Annotated in this window: 37 protein-coding genes; 4 read left to right on the top strand and 33 right to left on the bottom strand. The window is 39.3% G+C overall.

Features of this window, described 5'->3' with window-relative positions; translation table 11 throughout:
* Window positions 1-215: 215 nt before the first annotated feature.
* Window positions 216-500: a hypothetical protein gene (locus BkAM31D_RS02320; RefSeq protein WP_066158166.1), complete on the bottom strand. Its 285-nt coding sequence runs from the start codon at window positions 498-500 to the stop codon at window positions 216-218.
* A gap of 196 nt (window positions 501-696) precedes the next feature.
* On the opposite strand from BkAM31D_RS02320, the gene BkAM31D_RS02315 reads away from it, so the two are divergent.
* Window positions 697-897, top strand: coding sequence for a helix-turn-helix domain-containing protein (locus BkAM31D_RS02315; RefSeq protein ID WP_169801150.1), 201 nt, complete (start codon window positions 697-699; stop codon window positions 895-897).
* A 173-nt stretch (window positions 898-1070) separates the two neighbouring features.
* Here the strand turns inward: BkAM31D_RS02315 and BkAM31D_RS23425 are convergent, their stop codons facing one another.
* Window positions 1071-1220, bottom strand: a complete 150-nt coding sequence (locus BkAM31D_RS23425; protein WP_157076881.1) for a hypothetical protein — start codon at window positions 1218-1220, stop codon at window positions 1071-1073.
* A gap of 183 nt (window positions 1221-1403) precedes the next feature.
* Between BkAM31D_RS23425 and BkAM31D_RS02310 the strand changes: the two genes are divergently transcribed.
* Together BkAM31D_RS02310 and BkAM31D_RS02305 are read left to right on the top strand one after the other, a co-directional pair.
* Window positions 1404-1997, top strand: a complete 594-nt coding sequence (locus tag BkAM31D_RS02310) for a hypothetical protein (protein ID WP_066158171.1) — start codon at window positions 1404-1406, stop codon at window positions 1995-1997.
* A gap of 22 nt (window positions 1998-2019) precedes the next feature.
* The gene (locus BkAM31D_RS02305) at window positions 2020-2883 is read left to right on the top strand and encodes a type II toxin-antitoxin system VapC family toxin (RefSeq protein ID WP_085449726.1); all 864 of its coding nucleotides are present in this window, start codon (window positions 2020-2022) and stop codon (window positions 2881-2883) included.
* 56 nt (window positions 2884-2939) lie between these two features.
* Here the strand turns inward: BkAM31D_RS02305 and BkAM31D_RS02300 are convergent, their stop codons facing one another.
* Genes BkAM31D_RS02300 through BkAM31D_RS02285 form a run of 4 tightly spaced genes read right to left on the bottom strand, consistent with a single transcriptional unit; the run spans window position 2940 to window position 5338 of the window.
* Entirely contained in the window at window positions 2940-3872 is a 933-nt protein-coding gene (locus tag BkAM31D_RS02300; protein WP_085449725.1) for a peptidoglycan recognition protein family protein, read from the bottom strand.
* Window positions 3865-4095 carry a phage holin gene (locus BkAM31D_RS02295; protein ID WP_085449724.1) on the bottom strand — a complete coding sequence of 77 codons (231 nt, stop codon included), beginning with the start codon at window positions 4093-4095 and terminating at the stop codon, window positions 3865-3867. Before BkAM31D_RS02295 ends, BkAM31D_RS02300 begins: the two co-directional genes overlap by 8 nt.
* 39 nt (window positions 4096-4134) lie before the next feature.
* Window positions 4135-4446: a hypothetical protein gene (locus tag BkAM31D_RS02290; RefSeq protein ID WP_066161148.1), complete on the bottom strand. Its 312-nt coding sequence runs from the start codon at window positions 4444-4446 to the stop codon at window positions 4135-4137.
* Window positions 4447-4495: 49 nt separating this feature from the next.
* Window positions 4496-5338: a tyrosine-type recombinase/integrase gene (locus BkAM31D_RS02285; RefSeq protein WP_066161151.1), complete on the bottom strand. Its 843-nt coding sequence runs from the start codon at window positions 5336-5338 to the stop codon at window positions 4496-4498.
* A 121-nt stretch (window positions 5339-5459) separates the two neighbouring features.
* Here BkAM31D_RS02285 and BkAM31D_RS02280 point away from each other — a divergent pair, with 121 nt between their 5' ends.
* Window positions 5460-5672, top strand: coding sequence for a helix-turn-helix domain-containing protein (locus BkAM31D_RS02280; protein ID WP_066161153.1), 213 nt, complete (start codon window positions 5460-5462; stop codon window positions 5670-5672).
* Window positions 5673-5691: 19 nt separating this feature from the next.
* Here the strand turns inward: BkAM31D_RS02280 and BkAM31D_RS23420 are convergent, their stop codons facing one another.
* The 27 genes from BkAM31D_RS23420 to BkAM31D_RS02155 form a co-directional block, all read right to left on the bottom strand.
* Window positions 5692-5859: a hypothetical protein gene (locus BkAM31D_RS23420; protein WP_157076940.1), complete on the bottom strand. Its 168-nt coding sequence runs from the start codon at window positions 5857-5859 to the stop codon at window positions 5692-5694.
* Window positions 5834-6679, bottom strand: a complete 846-nt coding sequence (locus BkAM31D_RS02275; protein ID WP_066161155.1) for a GAF domain-containing protein — start codon at window positions 6677-6679, stop codon at window positions 5834-5836. The genes BkAM31D_RS23420 and BkAM31D_RS02275 overlap by 26 nt, the downstream gene beginning before the upstream one ends.
* A 311-nt stretch (window positions 6680-6990) precedes the next feature.
* A complete protein-coding gene (locus BkAM31D_RS23415) occupies window positions 6991-7134 on the bottom strand; it encodes a hypothetical protein (RefSeq protein WP_157076938.1) in 144 nt (47 codons plus the stop codon).
* Window positions 7109-7342, bottom strand: coding sequence for a hypothetical protein (locus tag BkAM31D_RS02270; protein ID WP_157076939.1), 234 nt, complete (start codon window positions 7340-7342; stop codon window positions 7109-7111). Before BkAM31D_RS02270 ends, BkAM31D_RS23415 begins: the two co-directional genes overlap by 26 nt.
* A complete protein-coding gene (locus BkAM31D_RS02265) occupies window positions 7284-8366 on the bottom strand; it encodes an RNA-directed DNA polymerase (protein ID WP_085449723.1) in 1083 nt (360 codons plus the stop codon). Before BkAM31D_RS02265 ends, BkAM31D_RS02270 begins: the two co-directional genes overlap by 59 nt.
* A 323-nt stretch (window positions 8367-8689) precedes the next feature.
* Window positions 8690-9076 (bottom strand): hypothetical protein, encoded by a 387-nt coding sequence (locus tag BkAM31D_RS02260; RefSeq protein WP_085449722.1) that lies wholly within the window; start codon window positions 9074-9076, stop codon window positions 8690-8692.
* Complete coding sequence (locus BkAM31D_RS02255; protein WP_085449721.1) at window positions 9052-10245, bottom strand: hypothetical protein; 1194 nt, start codon at window positions 10243-10245, stop codon at window positions 9052-9054. The genes BkAM31D_RS02260 and BkAM31D_RS02255 overlap by 25 nt, the downstream gene beginning before the upstream one ends.
* Window positions 10246-10258: 13 nt before the next feature.
* Window positions 10259-10648 (bottom strand): hypothetical protein, encoded by a 390-nt coding sequence (locus BkAM31D_RS02250; protein WP_066158343.1) that lies wholly within the window; start codon window positions 10646-10648, stop codon window positions 10259-10261.
* Window positions 10648-11880: a siphovirus ReqiPepy6 Gp37-like family protein gene (locus BkAM31D_RS02245; protein ID WP_066158345.1), complete on the bottom strand. Its 1233-nt coding sequence runs from the start codon at window positions 11878-11880 to the stop codon at window positions 10648-10650. The genes BkAM31D_RS02250 and BkAM31D_RS02245 overlap by 1 nt, the downstream gene beginning before the upstream one ends.
* A 68-nt stretch (window positions 11881-11948) precedes the next feature.
* Window positions 11949-12152 (bottom strand): hypothetical protein, encoded by a 204-nt coding sequence (locus tag BkAM31D_RS02240; RefSeq protein WP_085449720.1) that lies wholly within the window; start codon window positions 12150-12152, stop codon window positions 11949-11951.
* Window positions 12153-12222: 70 nt separating this feature from the next.
* On the bottom strand, window positions 12223-13296 hold the full coding sequence (locus BkAM31D_RS02235; RefSeq protein WP_085449719.1) for a hypothetical protein: 1074 nt from the start codon (window positions 13294-13296) through the stop codon (window positions 12223-12225).
* A gap of 15 nt (window positions 13297-13311) precedes the next feature.
* Window positions 13312-14172, bottom strand: coding sequence for a phage distal tail protein (locus BkAM31D_RS02230; RefSeq protein ID WP_066158352.1), 861 nt, complete (start codon window positions 14170-14172; stop codon window positions 13312-13314).
* Window positions 14173-14176: 4 nt separating this feature from the next.
* Entirely contained in the window at window positions 14177-15937 is a 1761-nt protein-coding gene (locus BkAM31D_RS02225; protein WP_157108273.1) for a hypothetical protein, read from the bottom strand.
* Between the two features lie 2 nt (window positions 15938-15939).
* Window positions 15940-17655: a tape measure protein gene (locus BkAM31D_RS02220; RefSeq protein WP_085449717.1), complete on the bottom strand. Its 1716-nt coding sequence runs from the start codon at window positions 17653-17655 to the stop codon at window positions 15940-15942.
* Window positions 17656-18213 (bottom strand): Gp15 family bacteriophage protein, encoded by a 558-nt coding sequence (locus BkAM31D_RS02215; RefSeq protein ID WP_066158356.1) that lies wholly within the window; start codon window positions 18211-18213, stop codon window positions 17656-17658. It abuts the gene before it with no gap.
* A gap of 8 nt (window positions 18214-18221) precedes the next feature.
* Window positions 18222-18674 (bottom strand): hypothetical protein, encoded by a 453-nt coding sequence (locus BkAM31D_RS02210; protein ID WP_066158358.1) that lies wholly within the window; start codon window positions 18672-18674, stop codon window positions 18222-18224.
* 42 nt (window positions 18675-18716) lie between these two features.
* Window positions 18717-19172: a phage tail tube protein gene (locus tag BkAM31D_RS02205; protein ID WP_066158360.1), complete on the bottom strand. Its 456-nt coding sequence runs from the start codon at window positions 19170-19172 to the stop codon at window positions 18717-18719.
* A 3-nt stretch (window positions 19173-19175) separates the two neighbouring features.
* Window positions 19176-19571 (bottom strand): phage tail terminator protein, encoded by a 396-nt coding sequence (locus BkAM31D_RS02200; protein WP_066158362.1) that lies wholly within the window; start codon window positions 19569-19571, stop codon window positions 19176-19178.
* Window positions 19571-19897 (bottom strand): minor capsid protein, encoded by a 327-nt coding sequence (locus tag BkAM31D_RS02195; protein ID WP_257391622.1) that lies wholly within the window; start codon window positions 19895-19897, stop codon window positions 19571-19573. Before BkAM31D_RS02195 ends, BkAM31D_RS02200 begins: the two co-directional genes overlap by 1 nt.
* Entirely contained in the window at window positions 19897-20232 is a 336-nt protein-coding gene (locus tag BkAM31D_RS02190) for a putative minor capsid protein (RefSeq protein WP_235820534.1), read from the bottom strand. Before BkAM31D_RS02190 ends, BkAM31D_RS02195 begins: the two co-directional genes overlap by 1 nt.
* The gene (locus tag BkAM31D_RS02185; RefSeq protein ID WP_066158366.1) at window positions 20232-20630 is read right to left on the bottom strand and encodes a head-tail connector protein; all 399 of its coding nucleotides are present in this window, start codon (window positions 20628-20630) and stop codon (window positions 20232-20234) included. Before BkAM31D_RS02185 ends, BkAM31D_RS02190 begins: the two co-directional genes overlap by 1 nt.
* A 17-nt stretch (window positions 20631-20647) precedes the next feature.
* The gene (locus BkAM31D_RS02180) at window positions 20648-20932 is read right to left on the bottom strand and encodes a hypothetical protein (RefSeq protein ID WP_066158368.1); all 285 of its coding nucleotides are present in this window, start codon (window positions 20930-20932) and stop codon (window positions 20648-20650) included.
* A 45-nt stretch (window positions 20933-20977) separates the two neighbouring features.
* A complete protein-coding gene (locus BkAM31D_RS02175) occupies window positions 20978-21880 on the bottom strand; it encodes a capsid protein (RefSeq protein WP_066158370.1) in 903 nt (300 codons plus the stop codon).
* Window positions 21881-21903: 23 nt separating this feature from the next.
* The gene (locus tag BkAM31D_RS02170; protein ID WP_066158372.1) at window positions 21904-22557 is read right to left on the bottom strand and encodes a hypothetical protein; all 654 of its coding nucleotides are present in this window, start codon (window positions 22555-22557) and stop codon (window positions 21904-21906) included.
* Between the two features lie 101 nt (window positions 22558-22658).
* Entirely contained in the window at window positions 22659-23030 is a 372-nt protein-coding gene (locus BkAM31D_RS02165; RefSeq protein ID WP_066158374.1) for an Acb2/Tad1 domain-containing protein, read from the bottom strand.
* Window positions 23031-23045: 15 nt separating this feature from the next.
* Window positions 23046-24221 (bottom strand): phage minor capsid protein, encoded by a 1176-nt coding sequence (locus BkAM31D_RS02160; RefSeq protein ID WP_066158376.1) that lies wholly within the window; start codon window positions 24219-24221, stop codon window positions 23046-23048.
* A gap of 4 nt (window positions 24222-24225) precedes the next feature.
* Window positions 24226-25716, bottom strand: coding sequence for a phage portal protein (locus BkAM31D_RS02155; RefSeq protein WP_157076888.1), 1491 nt, complete (start codon window positions 25714-25716; stop codon window positions 24226-24228).
* Window positions 25717-25726 lie beyond the last annotated feature (10 nt).

Raw genomic sequence — 25726 nt, 5'->3', positions numbered from 1 at the left:
CCAAAATAAAATTGAAGACAATATCTTCAAGAAAGGAGTTAATAACTATGGTTGAAGCTGTGTTAATAACTATCGGTCTGACAGGCTTGCTAATCGGAAGTTTGCCGCTCTAAAACGGTATGGATAAGCTATTCATAAAATGTTCCGTCGTTCACAAGTTTCCTTTGGAACATTTTATGCTTACCATATTCCAAAAATGCAGGTACATTTGAAAATTATGGCCTGAATAGTTTGGGAAGAGTTATATTTTCTATTATTTCTTGTTGAACCTCCAAAGTCGGATGCTCTTTCCCATTTCTTTCAATCTCTTTATCGATTGTTTTTGACTCTGCATAATGACTCTTCTCTAATCTGGGTTTCCTATCAAAGTGTTCTTTTAGAATAGACATTACATATCCAGAAAAGTTGTCTGACTCCCCTTGAATCCTCGTATAGATTTCCATGTGCCAAGCGGATCGCCTATTAAATACTATCGGTTTTCGAATGTATTTATCGTTCATGTTCTTACCTCCTTCTCAAGTAGTTATTAAGAGTTTATTGAATGCGCATCTCTTTTATGCACGTACATTTATAAAATTGTTTACGAAAATGTATACTTTTTTACTCAATTGTTCATCGGGCTAGAATAAGAGATAATATTACCAGGTATTTCTTTAGGAGAGGCTGGTTGATTTGAAAATAAAAGTCAGGAGCAAATTGGGGATATATTTAAAATCAAAAGGGATTTCTAAAACTTGGTTAGCGGAACAAATAGAGGCAGAGCGTTCCCAAGTTTCTAATTGGTGCAAAAACATTGACGGAGTAGCAAAATCTACACCTTCTGTGGGATATTTAATACGAATAATGAATGTGTTGAATGTTCATGATATTGCAGAGTTGTTTGAGGAAGTTAGTTAAAGCAACGAAGAGCCTTAATCGGCTCTTCTTTTTATCCGATCAAAAAGGAAGAGAAAATTATGAACGACATCGAACGAAAGGTAAAACAAATCATACAAAACGTAAACATAACTAAAGGGAGAAATCCGACAATGGAAGAATTAATGTTGTGGACAGGTAAAAGCAAGAAGGACTTACTGGAGGTATTGAAGAGGATCGGATTCAGATGAATTTTTCGGTTCTGTCTTGATAAGAAATTCAAGCACCTTGACCTCGATCTCTTTTAGAGGTCTTTTTAATTTCATTTCAAATTCAACTATAAGATCATTTAATTCTTTTTTCATAAGACATGCCTCCTTTTCTTAATAATATTCAAAAAGAGACAAAGTTCAACAATTTACAGATGATTATCTGACATGAAAATTCTGTTTGTCCTTTATTTATATTTATTCTAATAGAATTTCATTGCATGAAAGTAGATAAATAATGTAAGATAATTACAAAAAGGCACCAAAATGGAGGCTTAAATGAATATTTTAAATGCAAACTTCAACTTTATTTTGAATGAAATTAAAGATTTTTCTGTAGATAAATTAAAATTACGATCAGTACTTAAGGATTTCCCTGACTTTCAGGAACAAAACGGTGCGCTATTTTTTAGAGGTGCTACAGACGCAGTAGCAATTGCTCCTGGACAAATTACATATGTTTACTCAGGTAAATTAAATAATATTGACATTCAATATATTGCTTCAATCCTAAAAGATGTAAATGATTTGCTAGAATTTGAAGAAGTTGGCCGGGTAGAGCTAAAAATGGAAGGAACAGATTTCGTTGAACAAAATTCACTTCAACAATCTTTAAATAAATTTAGTGTCATTCAGGATGACCTTCCTACATATATAAAAGGTGTAGGACAAAGGTTTATTGTTAATACTGAAGATTATGAGGGCGATTTATTTCTTGAACCTTACATAAGAAATGAAAATAATATATTTCTGAGAGCACAATTGCTCACTTACGATGTTAAAAACATTACAGAAATTAGCAAGTCAATCAGCGGAATGTTAGATATTTTTCAAACAGACTTAGTCAAATTATCAAAGAAAATGTATAAATAATAATATAGAAAGAGGTTGTGATATGGAAAAAAGGATCCAACCTATAGAAAAAAGAAAAGAATTAATAAACCGATTTAAAAAACAAAAAGCATTAAATGATAAAAATAAAAAACAAATATTTGAAAATCTAAATAACTTTCAACTGAGTATCCATCCTGATGCAATAGAATGGTACGAAAGCACGAGGGTGGTTCCTTTACTGATGAGTAACGAAAAAAAATCTGTTGTTTTTAGTATTAACGATGCTAATTGGGGAAATACCACAATTCCTTATCCAGAGACTATATATTTAGATGCGAATCCAATTATAGACATAGCTCTAGATCGTGAAAATAGTGATTTAGTAAAGTCTTTTCTAACTAGCGTGACTCAACAAGACGGTGTAATTTTTTGGTCTTCACATACTAAACAGGAAGTTACGAGAGTTCTACACGCTTCAGAATATAGTAAATATGCAGATTTGAATGGTATAACAAAGCGCGGCAACACACCAAGTTGGAAAATGGCAGAAAATAAAATGACCTCATATCAATCTAGTCAATTGAATAAATCTGTTCTCCAAAAACGAGATGAGCTTTTTTCGCTTTTAGAGAACTTAGGTTTAGAAGTAACTGCAAATGATTATAATGATACTGTTGTTCATAGGTCAGCTGAAACATTGTATTCAACTTATGGTGGAAGTATCGAAGACGCAAAACATGTTGCTATTGCTAACTCAATTGGAGTCAATGATATTCTAAGTCATGACAAAGGATTTTTAAATTATCCTAATCTCAACATCTATGGAAATAGTTATGCAATTACTCGTAAATTTTTAATGAATGCGAAGCCAAATGACTTTATAGATATTAATTCCTTCACACTTATAAAAAAAGAAGCTAAATGAGTCTCGTAATCACTGAGACTCATTTTTGCACCCCACAATAAATAAGAAGTTTTTTATTAGAACAATTTACTCCAAGTTTGAGGACCTACAATACCATCTACAGCGATCCCTTGAGAACGTTGGAAGTCTTTAACTGCTCCTTCTGTTACTGGACCATACCAACCATCAATAGCTACTCCTAGAGCTGTTTGAACGGCTTCAACGTCTTTTCCTCTCATCATAGGAGAAGCCACACGTAATAAACGACTGTATTTAGGTTTAGAAAGTTTCTTACCGGCTTTGATAGCATTAAAGACTTGAGGTCCTGCTATTCCATCGATTATGAGGTTGTGCTGCTCTTGGAATGCTCTAACAAGACGTTCTGTTTCATCCCCATAGAAACCATCCACTTTAGCTCCTACAGCACGTTGAACGACTTTTACATCCTCTCCTGTCATAAATGGTCTAACGTTCCTTAAAACTCGTTGTGAAGACGTTTGAACCCCTTTTACAACCGGCTTAACTACTTCTTTAATAACTTCTTCCTTCACTTCTACTTTATTCCCTTTAAGTGATGCTCTCACTTTGTTCATATCAATGCCAGGGCACGCTGTGTTTTGACCACTAAATTCTTTATGACCTAGAACATCACTTTCTTTCAATCCAAAACGCTTCATAGCAAGCTTACAACGTTCTTCCCATGCCTTTTCTTGGGCGTCTGTAAATGAGCCGTTACCAACCATACAAATGTGATACGTGACAGTGTTGTGGTCTTTTACCCCATTTGTAATAACGGTAGAATCATAACAGAGTTGAACCGTCCCATCTGGAAAGATAATCTCATGGTAACCACCCGTTAACCAGCCTAGTCCTTTCCATCTACCGTTCCAGAAGGACCAAAAGTCCCCTGTTAGTGTGGCTGAGTGATGGCGAGCGATTTTTTTAATTCGAGACTCAGCACGTGTAGATCGTTTAGGGGTTTCGTTTCTGATATCAATAATTTTAGTCATTATTCTTCATCTCCTCTAATTCTTTTAACTTAGCCTTATTTTCAATAGTCTTTTTACGAATGTCATTATCTTTCCAACCTGTCCACATAGACCAAACAAATGCTACAAATAACGATACAGACTCTTCATTAATCCACGATAGGTCATAAACTGTATTGGCTAGAAGAGTGTTAACCCAAGCTAAAGCGAATACGATAATTCGAATAACGGTTTGTTTACCCATTTCCACACCTCCTCTCAATGAAATAGAAAAAGCGCAGCATTAGCTACGCTCTGTGTAATGTTTTTCAACCCGATCCATTCGATTTTCTAATGAGGTTAGGGAAAATTGGATTTGCTCCAATGTTTCCGATGTTTTCTCTTGGCTAGCGTTCGAACGTTTTAAATGTTCCATTAGATTCTTTTCTCGTTGCGCGGACTCTTTTCTTTGTTCTTCATGCATCATAAGTAGTCTAGTTTCACTTTCGGCTTTTTCCTTGCGTGTTTCCCTAATAAAATAAGCTGCAAGAACGATACATAAAATCGCCCACACAGCTTGGCTGGTTGCTATTTCACTCGCAATTTGATATTCCACAACATCACCTCTGAATTCATCGAAATAAAAAAGAGCCCTGGCTAGGACTCTAAAAATACTTTCTATAAACTTCTCTTCTGTGTTCACCGGATAAATGAGCATAGATCATAGTTGTTTCGGTTTTGCTATGACCTAGGAATTGTTGGATAACTTCTATAGGTGCACCGCGGTTAACTAAGTGCGTAGCGTAAGTGTGTCTTAATTTGTGTGGGTACACGTTCTCGTCCACTCCAGCACGCTTCGCAATCCTTTTTACTACATAACGAATCTGAGCGATACTCATTCTTCTGTGTGGATTGCGCTCAGTGACAATAAAAGCTGGATCTTCATCCTGTCTTTCTTTGAGGTAACGCTTGATCCATATCTCAGCACGTTTTGAGAAATAAACTTCCCTCTCTTTATCTCCCTTCCCTCTCACGATGACGGAGCGGTCAGAGAAGTTGAAGTCATCACGATTCAATCTGTACACTTCCCCGATCCGCACACCAGCTGAATACATAAACTCAATAAGTGTTGATTCCAGAGCAGTTTTAGAACCGATTCTAAGCAACTCAATCGTTTCTTCTTTTAAAAATTTAGGCACCCTTGCACCTTGTTTAGGAAACTTAAGTCTAGCAGCAGGATTCGTTTCGATAATCCCCTCTTCATTCGCGTAACGAAAAAGAGATCTCATTGTTTTAATTCGATGTTCCAGGCTACTGGTCTTGAGTCGATCCGCATGTGCGGCAATGTATTGCTTTAAGTGGAATACCGTTATTTCCTCGATGTTCATATCCTCTAACGCTTCAACTAATAATCTAAACTGAATAGCATAGGCTTGTAACGTGTGCTTCGAGTACCCTTGTGTACGCTTGTCCATTTCATAAACCGACCAGAGATTTGATAGTTTCATAATAAGCCCTCCCTTTTTGACTCGTTTAACGTGACTTAATAGTAACATGTCACTTTTTACGAGTCAATAAATTATTGACACTTTTTACGAGACATTTATAATTAAGGGAGGAGGTGTTATTATGATTAAATCAAATTTAAAGGCCTTGCTTGATGAAAGAGAGTTGTCATTGCGCCAAGTTTCCAGAGATATCAATCACAGACTAGAATCGATTAGGCAACTATATAACGATGAATTAGAAAGGTATCCTAGGGAGTTACTAGACAAGCTCTGTACTTATCTTGATGTTAGCCCTGGTGACTTACTCAAACACGAAAAAGAGCCTACAGAATAATTCTGTGGCTCTTTAGTCGTTAAACTAGTTCAAGTTTACGTTCAATTCTTTTTGACTTCCTATCAAATTCACGGCGATTATTATCTGCAAGTAAATTTTTCTTTAAATGCGCTGCATACTCTTCGGGGGTCAATTTTCCATTTAAATAGGCTTTTCTGGCTTCATCCAGTGTTCTGTATTTCGCCATCGATATCTCCCCTCTCTTTTTGGTTAGTTACATTATACTTCATTACGCTCAATGTAATACCTACTAGATTTGAAAACATTTTGACATATGCAATGTCGTCTTTTGTAAAACAATCTTTAACAGACCCATCAATACTTAGTACAGCAACAACCTTCTCATTAACAACAACAGGATAGCAGAGTAAGGAAAAGTACTCCTTTGTCGCTTTGGGATGCGGCTTAAAATCCTTACTTTTTGTTAGGTCTTTTTCATATTGATATTCTCCGCTGGTGAATGCTTTTCCTGCAATACTTTCCTTGCTATCTAACCTTAATTTTTCTTTACCCTTAATACTGTATCCGCAACCTTCAAATATTTTAAGCTTTGAAGGATCTTCTTCATCTAAAACAAAAACTGCACAACGATGATTTATACTTTTGGTGCTTTTTAACGAAAGAGGAACCTGGGTTGTTGTAAAATTAAGCACCTTTTTACCATGTTCATGAACTAAATCAGTCTTTTGATCATCTAAAGAAACTAGGTCTTTAATCTCGTCATTAACTTGATCAATCAAAGTAAGAATTATCGATTTCTGTTTAGAATCATCGCTAGTTCTTTGCAGATTTTCTTTGTATTTCTTAATTAGATCTTTACCTGGTGTTTTTGCGATTTTATATATTTTAACGCCCCAATACACAATAAATATAAAAATCGCTATCCACAAAAAGGCGTTGAGCAAAATAAGAACTGTATCAGGATTAAGATTACTTACTTGATTTGAAAATGATTCATCTAACTTCTTGTAGGTTTTGGAATCTGAAAGCCATTCAAATAAGCTCAAAATAAAAACCACCTTCGCCCAATTTATACTAAACTAGCATAGCAAAATATCAAAATTCTGGAAAGGTGATTAGAACTAGTATTTTATTCTTTTGAACAGCTTATAGCTACTGTTTGCTTTTCTTTATTAAAGACTACAGAAATGAAACAACCGGCCATTGAATCCTCATAAGTAACAACAGTATCCCCATTCTCCAAAGTAAACCTACTCACTTCGTTTACGGCACTTCTTAGCATTTTAGATCATCGCCTCTTACTAAACATAAGAAGCACCTTTTTTAAGATGCTTCTTCTTCAACTAACGCTTCGTCGTTAGTTGGGTTTTTCCATCAACTCATTAATCATTTGTTCCTGCTCTACATTCTGATTAACCAGCTCAATAATTGTTTTGCTCTGTTGCATAATAAGTTCATCTTGTTGCTGGATAACCTCAATTAAATTCTGCCATTTCGTCAAATCCTTCACCTTCGTCAACGTTTTCTAGTTCTTTAATTTCTACATCTACAAAGATCCGTACCTCTTCCTCTACAGGAGACACTTGTGCCGCATAGTGTGTAGATTGGTCAAAATCAGGGATTTTTGCATATTCTACAGGTTTATATCCTTCAAGTTGTCTTGAGCTTAGCAATAAATTCTCGTCCACCAACATTCCGTATTTTTGCATTCGTACTCACCACCTTTCTTGCCAAATTCATAGAAACGATAGGTTTCACATTCTTATGATAAAAATGATAACTATTACTTCGTTTAATCCATCCCCAATAACTGATGATAGCGGATGCGTCTTTCTCGTTTAAAAATCCTTTGCGTTTAACCTTTCTGACTCTTCTCCTTATTCGTAAAGCGTTTCTTTTGCGTAACGTGACTTTGTTTCGAGATAACCTTACACCCAGAAAGTCTATATCTCGTTTGCTTGTTCGAAAAACTTGCCAGTTGTCCTTCAATGTTAAATCAATATCATTAAGATAAGATTCGATTTCTTTTCTTGCTCTGTGCAATTTTCGCTTATTGGAGCCTAACAACACCAAGTCATCCACATATCGAACGTAATACTTTACGCCAAGTTTCTCTTTTATCATGTGATCTAATCCCTCTAAAAAGAAGTTCGCAAACCACTGACTAGTGTAGAACCCTATTGGTTGCCCCTTATTACCGTCAATAATAATGTCTATTAACCATAAGCAATCATTGTCTTTGATTTTTCTGCGAAACATTCGTTTTAAGATTTCACCGTTTATAGACGGGTAAAATTTCTTTACATCCATTTTCAAACAATATTTTGTGTTCTTAAAATCAGAATCTAACCATCTTTTCACAATCCTTTGTCCTTGGCTAGTACCTCGCTTCGGAACACTACCACAACTATATTCATACATCCCTTTCGAAAGAATGGGTTCTATTTGTAGCATCAATGCCCAATGAATGATTTGGTCAGGGTAAAAGTTAGGCTTATAGATAGTTCTTATCTTGTTACTGGATGTATCTTTTATTGTTTTTATTTGTGGTTTAGATGGTGTGTATGTTTTATTAACAAGCATCTTTTGTATTTGATAAGCGTAATAATCCATATCATTTAAAATGGTACTGACACGCTTTTGATTACGTTTGCCAAGAGAAGCTTTCATAATAGCGTGTTTTATGTTGTTAATATCGTATATCTTTTCATAAATGTATCCCTGTCTTTTCAACGATGTATTTCCTTTCTTATTAGCCTCAAGGTCTTTCGACTTGCTACTAAACCCTGCTCTTTACGGCGAATTTTTACCAAGGGGTAAGGATTATAGAGTGCAATAATTCCACAATTTTTTTATTCTAATAAGAGTCTGCCCGACGTGATTCCAATTCGAATCCCCAGAAGAATTGTTCAAGTTCCAATACGAAAGACCTGCATTCGAACCATTATTCAGGTTCCTGCCGACGAGGGCAAGCGCGCACCCTATAACCCTAATCTATCTTAAATGATTTTTAAAAAGCATTTACTTTCCTGGGAGAGGTTTCTCCCAGGCCCTCTCTAAGAGCGCTTTTTAAGAAGCCGCCCGACGAGAGACCAAGCCGAAGCCCCAGAAGAAAAGTACAAGTCCCAATACGAAAGACCAGCAATCGAACCATTATACAGGTGCCCGCCGACGAGGGCAATTCTTTGCCCTGTCGCTTGCCAATAATGGTCGGAGTAATAAGTTGTAGAACTTCCTCCTAATATTGTCGGGAAATTCGCAAATGGGTGTTTATTGTCAAGACCCATTCCTATAACCCAACCGTTTGAAGTGGCGTTTACGTAATTTAGCTTTTCATACGGGTGGGCAAATACATTACTAGCATAGTTGTTTGCATCTTTAGACACCCAAGCTTGATGGTCATTGATATTAACCCCATCTACAAATTGCCATAAATCCCCCACGGCGACTCGATACCACGATACATACACGGATACCTTCCGCTTGTATTATCACCGATACTACCACTTGATGCTGCAATATCCGCACTAAACCCATTTCTCCATCCACTAGACCAAATAACATTCCCTTCCGTTACATCTATTGGATCACCATCAAAAACAATTTCTTGATTGCTTTCATCGACAACGTTTATATCTGTTACTGTGCGTCCGTGGACGACGCTAGTGTTTCCTCTTGAACTTCCAATGCTTATGGATTGTCCTACAACAAACTGACCGGCAGTAGCATTTGACACAACTGCCCGATTAACCCCTTGCTCTGTTAAGGTAATAGTATGACTGTCACTATATGCACCTGACACTAACCCTTGCATAACAGACTGAGAATTCAACGTCGCAAATTCAATGTGGATCAGAGTTTCTAATACGTCTTGTGCGTGAATATCCAATTGTTGATAACCTGTTAATCCAGCGTTTGCATCATTGTTGTTTCTAGCGTCATTTCTGAACTGCACTATATTTCTAAACACCGTAGGAATTGTACCGAATTTAGATTCTAGTTTCCCGTCGGCACTCAAGCTTCCCTTGTATTTCCCGTGGTCGTAATATTCTAGTTCTTCATTTTTCTCAAAATCCCAAAATAACCAAGGTAAATAAAAGCCTGGATATCTTGTTTTTGAAACTCTCTTGATTAAATGATTCTTCCCGCCTGTTTTTTGGATGTAAAATTTCGGAATGCGTGTAAATCTGTTTCCGTATTCATCTTCCGCTTCGTGCATTTCTCCGAATATCGGCATCCGATCAAAATCGTTTTTAACTAATTCTCCATCTACACCAACATTTGCAACAAGACCTTCTGCTGCATCAGTCCGTGTCATTTGCGGACTAGATTCTTTATTCCAATAAATGCCGAAAATTAATTTATCAGAGTTCATGACATTTATAATCTCTTTTTGGTTGGATAAGATTTCTTCAATTTTGTTCACTTCTACATTTTGTGTTTCGGGATAAAACTCAAGATTACTCCCCGTTAGTTGAACATCTAACGCAGAATCGATCTTCTCTTCTAATTTCCGTAAAATATCCGCTGAATTTACCGTTGTTCCATCTTCAGCTATTTTTCTTCCACTGCTTGCTGCATAATGATTAATATTTAAATTTTGCCGCGACATTTTTATTGCCTCCCTAATTTAATTCGAGAATTTTTAACTGTTGGCTAATTGTTGCAATTGCATACAGAGTAAAATCCCCCTCTAATATGAAGGTTTCTCCAGGTAAAATCGGGAACCCGTTGTCTACTGAGACATTGCTATCCGATCCCAAATACACCGGCCCATCCCCTACAACTCGCAGCACCAACTTTTTCTTATGGCCATTTGCAATGCTAACCGGTGAAGTCCCGACATGAACAGATAGGTTTTTAAACTCTCTTATCGCTGGTAGATTCGTTATGTGTACATAGGTAGCTCCTCCCGCACCGCGTGGTGGTCGCCAATCGCCTATAGGCTCATCCCAATAGGCAGGAGCTATCTTACCGTTAGCTTCTGGTAAATCTCTGCTTTCTGGACTGCTCATTACCGCTTCACCTCACCTTCCATCTGTGAAAATTGTCTTTTTAATTTCGAGATAAGGGTCGGTCTCGCTAAACCGAATGTCGCCTCAAGCTGAAATCCACTCGCTTCATGAATTTCCGTTATTTCTGTAATCCGTTGATCCGCAATAACACCCCACGCGCGGTTCATAACCGTTACAATATCTCCTAGGTTGTAATCTTTTTCGTACACAAATGGACCGAATAACTCCGTTTTCTTTTTCCTGTCATACAAAGGTTGATAAGGACTAGCGTAACCAATAAACTCATGTTCATAGACTGTTTGACTGACCGGCGACATTATCTGTGCTTCTAAATACATTTCATTTTGCATCTCATCCAGTTTCTGTTGCCCTCGATCTGATAACATGGCTTTTTCTTCTTCTGGTGTAATCTCGTTACCCTCTTCGTCTTCACCGCCGATGTCTCTTGCATCAATGAAAACTTCATACCGATTAATGCCAGCGGCTTCTCCTAACTCGATGATTTCTCTTTCGACTCCTTCACCTTGGCCACCGACATAACCGATGTTTCTATAATCCAAGTCGCTGTCCACAAAACCTTGAGATCTGAGATTGCCGAATTCAGGAGAGAAAAAAACAGGGGAATGACCATCTTGATTATCTACACTCAGGTTTTTCCCTTCGTAAACATCCAGTAGAAATTGATTGTTTGATGTATCTAAGACAATATCCCATCCTAAACCGCTGGCTAGGCTTATTGCTTCTAATTCCTCAGCTAGATTTTTAAATCTTGATTGCCAACTGATTGACTGACCTCTTTGTTGATTAGCGGCTATAACTACGTTGTTCATCGCTCTCCGAGGATCTTCAGGACTTACAAGATTATTTAGAACATAATGCTTCATAACCGTTTCTGCATCGGCAGAACGTCTGTCATATGCAGTATGAGAAGGTGGAACCGTAATACGTTGCAAAGCTAAACCTTTTAACGTCCAGCCCTTGAACAGCCAATTCTCAGTCTCTTTACCGTTCTCATCTAATTGGATTTCTCTATGCTTCACGATCCCGACTTTATTGGAAGCCAAAGCGATTAAAGCATCCTTTTGGATATATTCAACTCCATTTGCTTCACGATGAATGACTAATTGAAACTCTCCTACACCATGCCAACGCTCGGTAAACATCATACTCACGTAATCAGTAGTATCAAAAAGAGGTTCAAATTCATTAGATAAAATCTTAATTGATTGCATAAAAAATACACCCTCCTTTAATGGATGTTATCTGTAGTAGTTATATACCTTAACGTGTAACTCTCCATTTATCCTTTTGGCCTCATGGATCGGGAAAGGATGAATGATATCTTCCCCTCTTCGTTACGATTCTCTTCATGTTCGGAAATGGAGGATAAATCATGAAAGATTTCCTCTGTACCATTTAAAGTCAAACGAATAATTTCTTTTTCGTGATCGATGTCATATTCGGTTGTTTCATAACTGAATTGATTAATATATTCTACTCTCACTATCTCCACCACCCTGTTACATAAACTCTGGAAGAATATTCAGTGCTTGATGAAATTGTACTAAATTGCCTTACACCAATACTGTTAGATCCCCGGTTCCTGTGACTGCTCCCCATCGCAAAGTACTTGAGACCTCTACAGAAGCATGACGCGGTTTAGATGTAATGAAACTCGCTGGATAAGGGATTGTTTCTGTCTCCGATCTGAATAATGAACCACTTGATACATCTACTGTCGCCCCTCGTGGCGTACACCAACATTCTTGAACTCCATTGCTGTATCTTATGAAATGTCCGTATTCATTTTCCCCTTCGTCAACCACGAAAACTTGAGGGTGCCATTTCCCCCACGGTGTGGCTCCTGTTCGTGAGTTAGATGCTCTTTTATAAACAGCATAGATCTTATATTGATTTGATCCAGTCCAATCAAAAATAGTTATGGTTTGAATTCCTGTATTCGTTTTATTCGCTGTCACCTCAACATAAACTCGTAACTGATCTAAATTCCTCCCAAAATCAGAAGGAGACACACCTAACGAGTTAAACCATTCTTGTAGTATGCTTGGCTGCGCGGCTCCCGAAACATAGAAACGACTAAAACCATCTGCGAAATCACTAGCGATAGCAGATGGCCCTTTTACATCGATGCTGTCTATTTGTCCTGTCATTTTCGAAGGAAAGTATACTCTTCCACAAACATCAATATTGCCTCGTTCATCCGTGATTTGATGAGATTCAATAAAGGACTTACCAGCTATAACCCTTACTTGAGCTAGTGATAATTCATAGATAGACCCATTGCGAATAAGTTCAGGCGGTTGTGGATTGCTTGCAGGTAATCCACTACGAACCATTGCTCGTAAAGGTCTATCTGCATCCGGGGCTAAATCTAAGCGAATAATCACTCTATCTATACGATCTAAAGTAGGGCTTGCTATGGCGTGCGTTAAAAGTAACTCAGATGTATTTCTATATTCATGTCCTTCCACAAATGCACTGCCCGGTTCGACTGCAACAGTCATATTCTCGCTTGTAACTATATTTAGACCTGAAAAGAACCCTGTACTTAAAAAGTTCTGATAAAACTCTGCATGTTCCTGCGCTCCATATGTTGGCCCATCAAAAAAACGTCCAATTTCTGCCAAGCTCTCCACCCCTTTCTATATACCTACATACTGATTTTTAAAAGATACAGTCACCGAACCGTAACCACTTAAAGCATTGTGTTCAATAATATTCGAACCTACTTCTAGTTGAAATAACGCAGATTCCCAGATATCAATGTAGCCCCATGCATTCTCGATCACACCATTCCCACGATCTATCTCAACTTTCCGATCACGTCCAAACGCAGTGTTGATGACCAACTTTTCACCAGCACCTAGTTCACGCCGAATTTTTATAAATTCGCCCGTTGTTCGGTTGGTGATAATCGGTTCCACGGCGGGACCTTCAAACACAATCTCCACAGGAGTAGCGACATGGCCATCATTTGTTAACGTTGCCTCCGATCCACGTGTTCCATAGGTAACAGGGTAAGTAGTAGGATATTTCAGTTTTGGAACAAACGCATTCAATTCCTCTGTTCGAATAATTGGCGATTGCCAGTACGGTTTTGGGCAAATCAAATTTATCTGCGCCTTTTGAAAATACTTACCGCGATTAGTTTTTCCGTCAGGGTAAAAAGGGACACTTTCAGCTGCAGCTTCAATTTCATAAATTTCATTAGCTATCGCCACCTTTAATATCCCCAACCCTAACTTCGGGTTAAAAATACTTGATAGCCGCCTCTTACGCTGTGATAATTCAACCTCATTATCACCTATAATCTTCAACCCTATTGTTATATGACGCTCTTGTAAAACTGCATCTAGAAAAGTCGAACCATCTTGATAGGGAGATTTTTGAGCTTGAATCTCCGCTTCTACATCCCCTAAACCTTCTACAAGATAGACACGAAAGGGATAGCTATATAATTCAATACTTTGACCATTATATGTTGTATAAAATATCTTTAACAAAACACTACCCCCATTCCATTCCTAGTCGCTGCAATTGAAGTTTTTGTTTACGAGCTGATTCGGATGGTGTTGATTCGGCCGGAGTGAAATTATTAGTAACGTTATTAGTAATAGAAGCGACTTGCTTATTTTTCGCACCAGTTGTACCGCCAACTCTCGACGCATTTACACTTCCGCCACTCGAATAAACCAATCTAGACGCCCCGATAGCTTGCTCAGGAGTAGAAGTAATCATCATGTTTTTTGATAGATTATCCAACTCATTGAATACAGACTTCGCATTTTCTCGTATACCAACTGCGATTCCCTCAGGTATCCATTTACCGACTTTGTCTCTCATTTTTCTTGATGGGGAATTAATATCAAGTGCTCGTTGCATAGTGCTGGCTACTTGGTTAGCAATACTTCTGGCTGTTGACATCACTCTACTTCGACCAGCGTTAAGACCAGCATTTAAACCTAACATCGCACTTTGTCCGATAGAGTTAAATTGTGATGGTGTTTGATTAAAAGGACTTAACAAATCACGAGATAAAGCCCTCATAACATTAACTTGAGGACTGGCGCCAGACTTTAGTCTATTTAGCATATTTGACATTGCTTTTTGAGTGATTTCAGGCAGTTTATTGAGCGACGTTTCTATATCCCTAACAGAGTCGTCATAGCGTTTGGTGATATCTTTAAAGCTTCGTGTCGAGTCGTCCTGAACGGATCTAAACATTTTCTGAATAGCTTGAATAACCTTGGAAGTACCATCGTTTATTCCTAGCGCTAAACCTTCTGTGATGTTTGTTCCGATTTCTTTAAAAACTCTTGACGGACTATTAACACCCAATGCCTGTTTAGCGGCTTTTGTTGTGTCGTCAGCCATCTGTCCAGAGGCACTCTCCGCTTTACCGGATCCAGATTCAATTCCGCCAGCCATTCCCTCCGGTATCGCACTACCGACAGATTTAAAGTCAGCAGCTTCAATTTGTTGAGCTAGAGATTGTTCGGTGTCTGATACTAGATGTCCTACAGCTTCCATCACGCCAGACTCTTCGATTCCTAATGACTTGCTTAAAGCATCGGTTGCGGTATCTCCACCTTTGGCGAAAGCTTCACTCAATCCGGCCAATTCTTCGTCAGATGCATTCACAAGGGCATTAACGTGTCCAGCCGATTCAGGACCAGCTTCGCGCAAAGTATTTAATAGACCTTCATCCACTCCGCGTTCTGCTAGTGAGGCAATACCTTCAGCCCATTCTCCGATGATTCGTTGGTTTTCTTCAAGGTTGGCGGTCATTTCGCTTACAGTTAGTTCAGCTTCATCGCTCAGTGTATCAAACATATCTGTAGCGGCATCCTTGTAATCTTCCCATGTCGATTTCATGGACTCAACTGTCGCTTGTTGTGACTCGGATAAATCATCAAATGCTATGATCTGATTACTTACGCCGCTTTGAGTGGCTTCGGTGATCGCTTCAATAGAATTAGTTATCTGTTCTTCTGTTTCTTTTTGTTGCACGGCTAATTCTGCAGTCGTTTCTTTCAATAGCTGTTCTTGTTCGTCAAGTTCTTCAAGTGCCTTTTTATGCTCTCTTCCCTTAACGCTACCTTCTTCTAGCTTCTGATTCCATTCTTCTCGTAATGCGTTCGTCTCTGCTAGTTGGCTCTCGACTTCCGCTTGTTCCTTTAATATTTCGGTCAATCTACTCTGCGCTTCTTGAGCCGTTTCTTGCTCTTTCATCAGTTCGATACGCGCTTGAATTTGTTCGGATGACATACTCAATGCATCTGCTTCTTCACTATATGCAAGATTAAGCCCTCTACCGATCCATTTAATTCTTCAATATAAGAATTAAGCAAGGCTTTATCAGATGCAGATTTATTTTCCTTCTCGGATAACTCTTCTAATTTTCTAGCCAGTTCGCTGTTTGCTTCTGCTGTCGCCTTGATGTCTCTCTGGTTTTCTTTATAGGCTTCGGATGAGCTATTGATTGAGTCGCTTAGGGCTTCAGTCGCTGAACCTAGTTCTTCCGTTTCCGCATTTAGCCTTTTGCTTTCTTCACTCGAACGTTTGAACCACCTAACCAATCCTACAGTAGCAGCTACCAACAATCCGATACCTGTAATAATCCAACCAACAGGACCCATCAAAAACCTAATCGCGGCACCTAACGCATATGTGGCGGCTGTTTTAATAACCATCGCCGCAGTTGATAGCTTGATAGTTCCTGTCATGACCCCTATTGCGAGTGTGCTTAATTTGATTGTTCCGGCTTGTGCCGCCTTTGCAATAGTATCAGCTCTAGTGGCTGTTGTTGAAGCTACAGTAGCAGCCATTTGCGCTTGCGTGGCCAGTGTTAATGCTTTAGATGATGCCATTGCTACTTTTAATATTGCGTTTGATGCACTAATAGCCGCGCTCACTTTTGTAATAACTACATAAGATCCATAAGCCGCCATTAATCCGAGGATTGCAGGTGTAAGTGCTTCAACAACTGGAATAGCTGCTTTCACTCCATCAGCAAAGAATACAACAATAGGAGTAGCACTTTCTATTGCTTTTCCGATCGTATTAAAAGAGGCGTTCACGATGTTTTTCAAACTATCAATGTTTTGTGCAATATCTTTGCCTGTGACTTCTTTTGAAAGTTTATTAAACGATTCTATGATATTAGCAATTCCTCTAGCAGCCGCGGTCCTCAAGTTACCTAGTGATGTAGCAATACCTAAACTATTCTCTTTTGCGAGTTGGGCCATAATTCCCGTTCCGGTACCAACCTCAATAAGTTTAGCGTTGAATTGATCAAGCGTGATCGTTCCGTCTTTCAAGGCGTTATACAAATCGTCCTTAGCGCTCTTTCCTGCAAAACCAAAACTTTCCGCAATCTTAACCAACCCAACGTCCATTGTTTCAGATAATGTGTTCCATGTGTCCATGTCGATTTTTCCAGCTTGCAACGCTTTAATGTATTGGTCTGTACCTCGTTTCGCTTCTTCTGCACTTGATCCGGACCCCAATAAAGCATTATTTAAAGCAATAGCGGTGTCTGTCGCTTCATCAATATCCCCAAAAGATGTATACATACGTTGAGCGCTACCCGCTATATCGTTTAGAGTTGTAGGTAATCCGTCAATACCATCCGACAACCTCCCCATAGCTCGTTCTGAGTCCTCAGCCGATACACCTAACGCTTGTAAGACCTTCGGGAATTGATTGAGTGTATCAAAACGTGAGATTGCTGCATCCATGTTAGACCTTAAAACTTGAAAAGCGGATGCTGCAATGGCTACAAGCCCAAGTGCCGCAACAAACTTTTTAATATTGCCACTCGCTGTATTCGACTCATTACCGACACCTTTTAGGCCGTCTTCAGTCGCTTTGACACCCTTCCCCGCATTATTACCGGATGCTTCAAGACCATCTAGACTTTTGGAAGCCGCTTCAACCGGCTTGCCGTCAACATCAATCGTTATCTTAATGGATCCGTCTGACATTTATTCTTTCACCTCCTCCAGTGCGTATACTTTTTGTAACTCCCTCATAGATTGCTTATATTCACTCGACTCGCCTTTACTTGGTTTCCACATCCTAATCTGTATAATGCGTTGCATGATCGTATTAGATGGCAAGCCATTCAACAGGGATTGGAATTCATGCCAGTGGAGCTTCCCTTGTTGCTGGTAAAGATTTATGTGATATGCCTGTTGGAATGATGCGAATATATATTCAGCGTCCTTATCCAAGTCAATAAAACGTTCCTTTTCATTTTCTTTAACAGGCATCGGATTTCCTAATCTGTCATATTCAATTGGTTGTTTGTTCTTGATCTCAATGAAATGCTCGTAAACATAGTTCCATAGATCAATAGCTTCTTTTCCTTTTAATGACTCATTTAAGAGCAATTCTAGGTTAATTTCAGCTTTTTCATAGTCTCTAAGGGTTTTGTCTTCTAGGACGTCAAACAAGTCCAGAACGTTATCAAATGCTAAATCTATATCGTATTCTTTTCCGTTATATAAAAAAGAGGTGACTAAAGGGTCGTTTAACCGCATTTAATCACCTACTGCTTTTGGGCTTTTTTGTTTAAGTATTCATTTTTCTTTGCATCTATTTGTTCTGATCGTTCTTCCTCTTGTTCCTCGATCCGTTTAGCGATTGCCGTACCAATAGGTTCAAGTGCTTGTTCTAGAGCGATGATGTCAGGATAAACTTTATAAATTTTCTTAAATGTCTCATCGCCGAAAATGATGTCGTATTGAGCAGCAATAAATTCTTTGTTTACATCGAATGCAGCATCAACTACCTCGAGATCTAAGGAGTCCACATCAACTACCTCCGGAAAATGAATATGCTTTGCTTTTTCTTGTGCTTCTTTTAGCTTTTGTTCAGCTAATTCTTCCACATTGAAGAAGCGTCTTAAATTTTCTAGTGAACTGTCAAACCACAATTCTAGTGTCCCGATTTTCACAGGAAATCCTGTTCGTTTTATGTCAATTTTCAATTCTTGCGACATGGTTATCCTCCTTTTTTAAAAAAGAGAGGCGTTAAGCCCCTCTTATCCTACTGGTGTTACGTCAGTTTCTTCTGGAATACGGTCAAAACGAATATTACAACTAAATGTCTCATAAGCACTCGCGTCACCAGCACCAGCAACTATAGCAGTTACAGTAGCACGTCCCACCCATTCTGTATTACCATCTGCGGATACAACTTTATGCCAAATCTTACGCCCGTCACCAGTTTTGTATTTTTTGCCTGCGATTAACGCTTGCGCCGGGTCTTCTGGATCATAAGTGCCTTCTGGTGTATAAGCTCCCGCAACAGAAATAACATCCGTTTCTGGCGTGCCGTCCCCATCGTAGTACGCTGTATCTTCCGTTTCCTCTTGTGTATCATCTCCAATAGTAGAGATCCACTTCGCAAGCTCCAACCATTCTGCTCCCGGTTCTTCTTGTCCTGGCGTGTATTCTTGAACATAATGCCCTCGTAATGCGTTTTTACTTCTAGCCATGATCTATTCCTCCTTGTAAACTGTTATATTCGCTTGTACATCTAATAAAAAGGTGAACCATCCTTGTTCATCCGCATTGTTGATAAATGGCTTATTGGTTATGACTAGTTCATCAAATTCAAAACTACCATCATTACTCGTTAAACTCTTTAATGCCTCTAACTCATTTTGCACGGCCCACAAAGTCGAATGTATTTTACTTTGTGATTTTGATTTCATAGCGAATTCAAAATTGAGTTGTTGTTCGCTTGTTCCGTCCATATATTGGCTAACAACCCTTGATCCCGGTAAAGGATAAACTACAAATGACTCATCTACACCTAGATATCCCTTTTTTAATGTGACAGGAAGCCCTGGCATTTCATTTATTTCTTCAGTTAGACGCTCGATAAAATCCATTACCAGTCAGCTCCTTTTGTGAAAGCTCTGATCCAGTCACTCATAAATACACTTTTCGCTTTATTGTCCCATCGCGGGCCCGTTCCCGGTGTAGTGTAATTGTACATAGGTTTATAAAACAACCTTCTTGCGTAGCGAGCATTGTAATTGATCCCCGTTCCATCAATATCAATCGTTGCGCTTTGTCGCAAGATACTCTCATCCATCGGAACAAACTGATTCATATCTGCTAATGCTTGATTAGCTAATGCATATCGACCACGTTTCACATTCCCGCTACTGAGCTTAATTTTCGCTCTATCCAAATTGACAGTAACTTGCACCATTAGACCACCTCTAATTCGTAAGAGTAAATGGTCTTACTATAAGCTTCGTATATCGGTATAACCTTGGTCAAAACATGATCTAAACCGTCAAACACAAGAACAGACTGCACTTTAAACACTGGTAAAGGAGTCGTTATCCCTTCATAACAAAAAACAACCGCATTATATAGCAGTTGCTTTCCGGATGTTGTTGAAGTGTATTCAGCTCCCCGATCAATACGACAATGCTCTATTAGTACCGGTGCAGCATATTCAGGTTCAGACCAACTGTTTTCGCCTAGATATTCTTTGTATTCAAATGAGTCTATGCAAAAATCAATAGGCGGTTTAGGCATTACCATACAGCAACACCACTATATAATAAGCCTGTTTTTTCTAAAAAGAGAAACACGTCCTCAGCGACTAACGGTTTACTTTCGTTCGCACCACTTGGATTATAACGACTAGCGTTAGATACGCTTGTGCGACCTGCCGAAAACGTCTGTGGTGAGTTATTGATTTCTTCGAAGGTGGTAGCTCCCAAGACGTGAAAGTACTCAATTTGACTGCATAACGCTCGTTTAAATTGACCTACACGCCATTGGTTGTCGCTTTCCATCTTGTTCATCTGGTAAAAATGGCTAGTTGCGTTGTCTAGGATGGCAGAAGCTTTAGGGAGCAGTTTATTAAAGGTTGCTTCGTCTAACTCTCTACCATTCAACTCTTCAAACTCCGCAAATGTTAAATACTCCATTTAACTAGCCTCCTAACCTACTCCGCCTCTTTAGCGGCTTTTTCTAGCTTTGTGATTTTACCTTTTAATGCTGTGTTTTCTTTCTTTAGCACTTCGATTTCTTCTTGTGACGTACCACTCTTGAGCTCTTCTAACTCTTTTAAAAGTTTGTTGTACTCGCCTACTGGTACGCTCTTTCCACCTGTAGCATGTTTCAAAACCTCTCCTGAATCGCCAATTTCGTCGTATCCTTGTTTAAGATAAGACTCAACACGATCGTCCTCTACATTTAAAATCCGATTACCCTTTTTTACTTTTGGCATATTATCACTCCTCAATTCTAAGGAGAGCCGAAGCTCTCCGGTTTATTATCCCGCTGTCGGTGCTTCAACGTTGAATTTAACACCCTTTACTTTCTGCTCAATTAAAAATGCATCCCAGTACTTACGCTCGTAGTACAAGTATTTACCACCCGTTGTAGCACTAGGCTCATCAAGAGATACAAACTCATATTTCTGCGGAGAAATAACAGTAATAGGATGGATCAGAATCATATTGATTTGTCGTGCAGCTGGATCAGCAACGGCTCCATCAGTAAAGTTGTATAGTGTCTTCATACGGCTAGACGGAACGGAAATAAGTTCAACTTCATCTAAAGAACGGATATTACGATTAACCGCACTAGATTCGCCTTTAACCTCTAATGTACGTTGAATTTTTTCAGCATTTTTAAGAACCTTACGCACAGCAGGGGTTACATAAAGAATACGGCCTTCCTGCGGCACTTCCGCTTCGTCCATTTCCTCCATCATATCATCGAAGATGTTTAACACAGAATCAACAGTAACATCGTCCGTGTTAGCTTCTTCCCCAAAACTAGTGTATTCTGCATATAATTTTGATGCCATGTACTTGTCAAGTTCAGGTAACTTATGCTCATCGTTAAACACACGTGTGATATTCGCAATTGTAAGAGCCATATTCGTCTCGTCAATGTCTTGTGGATCGACAAGCGTTTTGAACTCACGGTCATGTTCGAGTGTTTTTGGGATCCATGAATTATCCACTCGGCGCGTGTAATTCCCCATAACGTCACGATCAACGTCTACAAATCCTCCTGTTGTGATATTAGGAATCTGAATCGTCTTTGCGCTCGTCCATCGGATGTTAGCATTGTTTGGTGACGCATAAAGAGCGCTAAAGGATAATCCTGCTGAGAACTTCTGTTGCAATGCTTGTTGATACATTTCTGCATAATTTACTGGTGGCATATTAAATCACTCCTGTTTTAATTTTATTTAAATGCGTTTAGCCATTGGTCCGCTTGGGACTCAGGTGTTTTCTTGTGCTGCCCTGTTGAAAAGGACGGTTTCTGCTCTTCTTCCTGCTGCACTTGTGAGAAATGCGGATATTTCTCTACTACCTTAGCGATAGCAGCATTCATATCAACGTCATCATTAACCATCGTTTTCGCTAGTGTTACAACATCCTCTACTGATTCAGCAAGGACTCCGGCTTTCATCGCGCTAATTTGCGCTTTTAAACTGGTATTCTCCTCACTAGCAGTAGAATAGTTGGTTTCTAGCTCTTGTAACCGCTCCGCTTGCTTCTGTTGCTCACTTTTCTGTGACTCCTGCCATTCACGAAACTTAGCCATTCCGTCTTTTGCATTTTCAAAGTCTTCAATACCGAGTTGCTTCAATAACTTCTCCTGAGCTTTCTTAGCCTCTTTAGCAACAATCCCATTCACATCATCCTGATTGAAACTCTTAGGCGGATTAGCAGGTGGATCACTCGGTGTCGGATCTGTAGGTGGTTCCGGATCAGCAGACGGCGTACCCTCTCCTCCTTCTGGCGGTTCACTGAAATGTTGCAGTTTCATAGAAATAAAAGACTTCCTACCTTCAACCTTTGAGGTCGGTTGATTAACCTTCATATATTTTTCCATCGTTCATAACCTCCCATAAGGGTATTTGTCCTTTCGTTTCTTTAACGCCTTGCCGAATAAAAGGCATAATAAAACACCTACAGATGACCGATAGGTGTAAGTTATTTAATATGTGTTCCTTCAACGCCTCTATTTTCTCTTCCTATTGTTCGTTTTCGTAACCATAACAAAGCTTCTTCTAACTTGGTAATAGCCATCGAGTTTTCGCGACAGCGAAATTCAGTCTGATTGAAATGCTCAAGTCGGCAAATAACCATAGCAATTAAATCTTCGTTACAAACACCATTGACGCCATTTTCTTTGATTGGACCCTCTTGGAAATGTATTCGTTGTAATACGTCTTGATTTCCGCTTTGTTCGAACCCATTCGTTGCCCTTACCTCGAATTGATGAGGTGCATTAAATTTAAATTTTTCTTCGCGATACACCTCTGTATACTTATTCGTTAATAAATCATGCTCTACTCTTTTCAATCCAATCCCCCCTAATTAATCATCATAAGAAAACTCTTCTAACAACGTATCCAATGGCGTATACACTCTTTCCCTTTTATAGTTACGCCTCAAATACTCACCATTCTTGCTCAAATGCTCTCTCATAGCACTTTGCCTACGCTTAACCATCATCTTCCAATAATCCACCTTATCACTTTTCAATCCCTCTGCTACCATGAGATTTTTCTTATATTTAACAATCTCACGTTCGATTCTCCGTTGAGTATTTCGTGCTTCATATACTCTTTCGTTCAACTCGTCATCATAATGAGGTTGATTGTTAGTATTAACTCCCGGGACGAATGGGATATGTGAATGCCGGCAATTCGCCCCTCGATGCCCACCTACTGTTCCATATTCCGCTTGCCAATAAGGGTCATAAATGGATCGGTATTCGCTATCTGGAGGTATTTGTTCCATAGGACGTAAATCAACAACTTGCCCTTGGATTAAAGAGCATTGATCCCTCGCACCTACTAAACTAGTAACAACCACGGTATGCACTCCATATTCGCCCATACGTTCCGTTCTCACTTCATTGAAGGTATTTCCTAGTGTAGATTTCAGTGTTGTCCTAACATAGCCCTCAAGGCTCAACGAGCGCCCTCTACTATCAGCCAACGTGGTGCGAATACCATTCTGTGCTAATTCGGTTATTGAGCGTTCGACAGACTCTTCAAGCGTATAGATGCCTGTATTAAATAAAGCGGCGGTACGGTTTAATGTGTTTTTGTAAGCCATTTGAGCTGTTCCTGCTCCATAAGCAGCGGTGATAAGCGTCTGATTAACATAATTGTCAATATCACCCCACGCTTGATTGTAGTACCCTCTCAATACGTCATCTAAATTATTGGGCTGAGGCAGAGTTCCATACGGCATTGCTCTATCTACATCTTGCACCATTCCCCTGCCCGCATCCTCAAACATGCGTCTGATTTCACTTTCCGCAACATTTGTCACTTCTGCTAGATGCTTTGCGACCTCACTATTAAACAATCGCAACTCTGATAGTTTCTGAGCTTGCCAGTAGGTAATGTCATTCGAACCACTGTTCAATCTTTTAATGATGATCCGTATTATCTCACCTTCAAGCGAATTATAAAGCTCTCCCATATTACTGGACCACAAATCCAATTGAGTAGGTGTGATTTTCGGACGCTCAAGATCCATTCAATCACTCCTCATCACCTAATAGATGTTCTTCAGCCACCTTATCGAAACTAGGATACAACGCCGACTGATCATTCTCGACCTCTTTCAATATCACCATCGCTTCATCTTCTGTCACACCATGCACCTTCATGATCGCTCGCTTCCTACTTTGCAACCCTCCGACAACCATCTTAATTTGCTTATTAATCTCAGCTGCCCTATCCTCAGCGATTGAGTCATCGAAAGTAACCGTCACATCCCAATTTTCTTTCGGGCGACTGAACAACTCGTACAATTCGGCAGTTTGAATGACGCAGTCGATTAGCTCGGTTAACCCCGCTTCAATTACGTTCTCATGAGACTGTTTCGACTTAAACGTCTTACTATTCTCACTAACTACCTCGGTGGCTGTTTTCATGCTCTTCCCATCAAAAGTAAAAGCGCCTGTGCTGAATCCTGTTTGTGTCGCTAAGAGATTTAATAAAGAGTTAATAGCAGCTATATGCTCCTCGACTCGTAACTCAACGGTACTGTCATGAATTTTTTGATCATCCATACCGCCTGATCCCATCGCCTGATAAACCTCATCATCCGCATCAAAGTAACGGACCATATTCCCTTGTCCATCCACAACCATCTTTACAGCAGAAGCAGGAACGATAATGCGTCGCTTGCCTAATCTAAACTCACGTTGATAACTATCAAATGCAATATCAAGCGATTTTAGCGTATCTAAGGCATTAGCAAAGAGCGAGATACCAAGAGGGCTATGCATATCAATGTTATTAGCGACGTTAGGACGGAAATAAACAAAGTTAGAGCGTTTGAAAGCTGTTATCCTTACTTCTTCCTCTAAATCAGGGTAAAGTACAGATAACGGAACTTGTTTGCCTAGATCGCTGTTGTTATCACTTACAAACAACTCATTCTTAATGACGTATTCCTTACCTTCCCACAAGTGCCATTCCAGATGCGTGTACCTTTTGTCGCCTTTACGTATCTCGTTAGGAAATACCGCCTCATGTATACCTTGGTTATCCCAACTAAGCGGAACGAAGCAATCAGCAGTCACATAAGAAAGTTTAAGTTGGCCATCACTAAAGTAAGGTTTGATTACCATGCCGCCAAGCGCGAACTGAAACTCAAGGTAGTCTTGGAATCGCTTGACGAATTTGTTTTGCTCAAAAACATTGGTAATCTCCTTGGATAATCCCTCATCAGATATATTGATTTCACATCTTTCGTTAAAAATAAGTGAAGCCATCTCCTGAGCTACCACTTTTGGCATCCCTAGCGTCGCCATAGTGCGCTTTTTCGTGCCATTGACTGTATTATATTGCAAATCATGCCAGTCGCTGAAATAGCCTTGATAGAGAGCCTTCCACTTGTCGATGTGTTTATAATACTCATCATCCATCGGAATCTGTTTTAGTTGCGACAAGCTCTTTATATGCTTAGTTATACCCATTCTCTGCAACAACCTCCTAACCTTTGAAATAATTCCTTTTATCACACGCTCACCA

Source organism: Halalkalibacter krulwichiae, assembly GCF_002109385.1.
Taxonomy (GTDB): domain Bacteria; phylum Bacillota; class Bacilli; order Bacillales; family Bacillaceae_D; genus Halalkalibacter; species Halalkalibacter krulwichiae.
This window is presented reverse-complemented; position numbering and strand designations above follow the sequence as displayed.

What these genes read in the sequence shown, in the direction of transcription:
- BkAM31D_RS02320 (WP_066158166.1), bottom strand. Translation starts at nt 500, where the DNA reads ATGAACGATAAATACATTCGAAAACCGATAGTATTTAATAGGCGATCC.
- BkAM31D_RS23425 (WP_157076881.1), bottom strand. Translation starts at nt 1,220, where the DNA reads ATGAAAAAAGAATTAAATGATCTTATAGTTGAATTTGAAATGAAATTA.
- BkAM31D_RS02310 (WP_066158171.1), top strand. Translation starts at nt 1,404, where the DNA reads ATGAATATTTTAAATGCAAACTTCAACTTTATTTTGAATGAAATTAAA.
- BkAM31D_RS02305 (WP_085449726.1), top strand. Translation starts at nt 2,020, where the DNA reads ATGGAAAAAAGGATCCAACCTATAGAAAAAAGAAAAGAATTAATAAAC.
- BkAM31D_RS02300 (WP_085449725.1), bottom strand. Translation starts at nt 3,872, where the DNA reads ATGACTAAAATTATTGATATCAGAAACGAAACCCCTAAACGATCTACA.
- BkAM31D_RS02295 (WP_085449724.1), bottom strand. Translation starts at nt 4,095, where the DNA reads ATGGGTAAACAAACCGTTATTCGAATTATCGTATTCGCTTTAGCTTGG.
- BkAM31D_RS02285 (WP_066161151.1), bottom strand. Translation starts at nt 5,338, where the DNA reads ATGAAACTATCAAATCTCTGGTCGGTTTATGAAATGGACAAGCGTACA.
- BkAM31D_RS02280 (WP_066161153.1), top strand. Translation starts at nt 5,460, where the DNA reads ATGATTAAATCAAATTTAAAGGCCTTGCTTGATGAAAGAGAGTTGTCA.
- BkAM31D_RS23420 (WP_157076940.1), bottom strand. Translation starts at nt 5,859, where the DNA reads ATGGCGAAATACAGAACACTGGATGAAGCCAGAAAAGCCTATTTAAAT.
- BkAM31D_RS02270 (WP_157076939.1), bottom strand. Translation starts at nt 7,342, where the DNA reads ATGCAAAAATACGGAATGTTGGTGGACGAGAATTTATTGCTAAGCTCA.
- BkAM31D_RS02255 (WP_085449721.1), bottom strand. Translation starts at nt 10,245, where the DNA reads ATGTCGCGGCAAAATTTAAATATTAATCATTATGCAGCAAGCAGTGGA.
- BkAM31D_RS02250 (WP_066158343.1), bottom strand. Translation starts at nt 10,648, where the DNA reads ATGAGCAGTCCAGAAAGCAGAGATTTACCAGAAGCTAACGGTAAGATA.
- BkAM31D_RS02245 (WP_066158345.1), bottom strand. Translation starts at nt 11,880, where the DNA reads ATGCAATCAATTAAGATTTTATCTAATGAATTTGAACCTCTTTTTGAT.
- BkAM31D_RS02225 (WP_157108273.1), bottom strand. Translation starts at nt 15,937, where the DNA reads ATGTCATCCGAACAAATTCAAGCGCGTATCGAACTGATGAAAGAGCAA.
- BkAM31D_RS02220 (WP_085449717.1), bottom strand. Translation starts at nt 17,655, where the DNA reads ATGTCAGACGGATCCATTAAGATAACGATTGATGTTGACGGCAAGCCG.
- BkAM31D_RS02215 (WP_066158356.1), bottom strand. Translation starts at nt 18,213, where the DNA reads ATGCGGTTAAACGACCCTTTAGTCACCTCTTTTTTATATAACGGAAAA.
- BkAM31D_RS02210 (WP_066158358.1), bottom strand. Translation starts at nt 18,674, where the DNA reads ATGTCGCAAGAATTGAAAATTGACATAAAACGAACAGGATTTCCTGTG.
- BkAM31D_RS02205 (WP_066158360.1), bottom strand. Translation starts at nt 19,172, where the DNA reads ATGGCTAGAAGTAAAAACGCATTACGAGGGCATTATGTTCAAGAATAC.
- BkAM31D_RS02200 (WP_066158362.1), bottom strand. Translation starts at nt 19,571, where the DNA reads ATGGATTTTATCGAGCGTCTAACTGAAGAAATAAATGAAATGCCAGGG.
- BkAM31D_RS02195 (WP_257391622.1), bottom strand. Translation starts at nt 19,897, where the DNA reads ATGGTGCAAGTTACTGTCAATTTGGATAGAGCGAAAATTAAGCTCAGT.
- BkAM31D_RS02190 (WP_235820534.1), bottom strand. Translation starts at nt 20,232, where the DNA reads ATGCCTAAACCGCCTATTGATTTTTGCATAGACTCATTTGAATACAAA.
- BkAM31D_RS02185 (WP_066158366.1), bottom strand. Translation starts at nt 20,630, where the DNA reads ATGGAGTATTTAACATTTGCGGAGTTTGAAGAGTTGAATGGTAGAGAG.
- BkAM31D_RS02180 (WP_066158368.1), bottom strand. Translation starts at nt 20,932, where the DNA reads ATGCCAAAAGTAAAAAAGGGTAATCGGATTTTAAATGTAGAGGACGAT.
- BkAM31D_RS02175 (WP_066158370.1), bottom strand. Translation starts at nt 21,880, where the DNA reads ATGCCACCAGTAAATTATGCAGAAATGTATCAACAAGCATTGCAACAG.
- BkAM31D_RS02170 (WP_066158372.1), bottom strand. Translation starts at nt 22,557, where the DNA reads ATGGAAAAATATATGAAGGTTAATCAACCGACCTCAAAGGTTGAAGGT.
- BkAM31D_RS02160 (WP_066158376.1), bottom strand. Translation starts at nt 24,221, where the DNA reads ATGGATCTTGAGCGTCCGAAAATCACACCTACTCAATTGGATTTGTGG.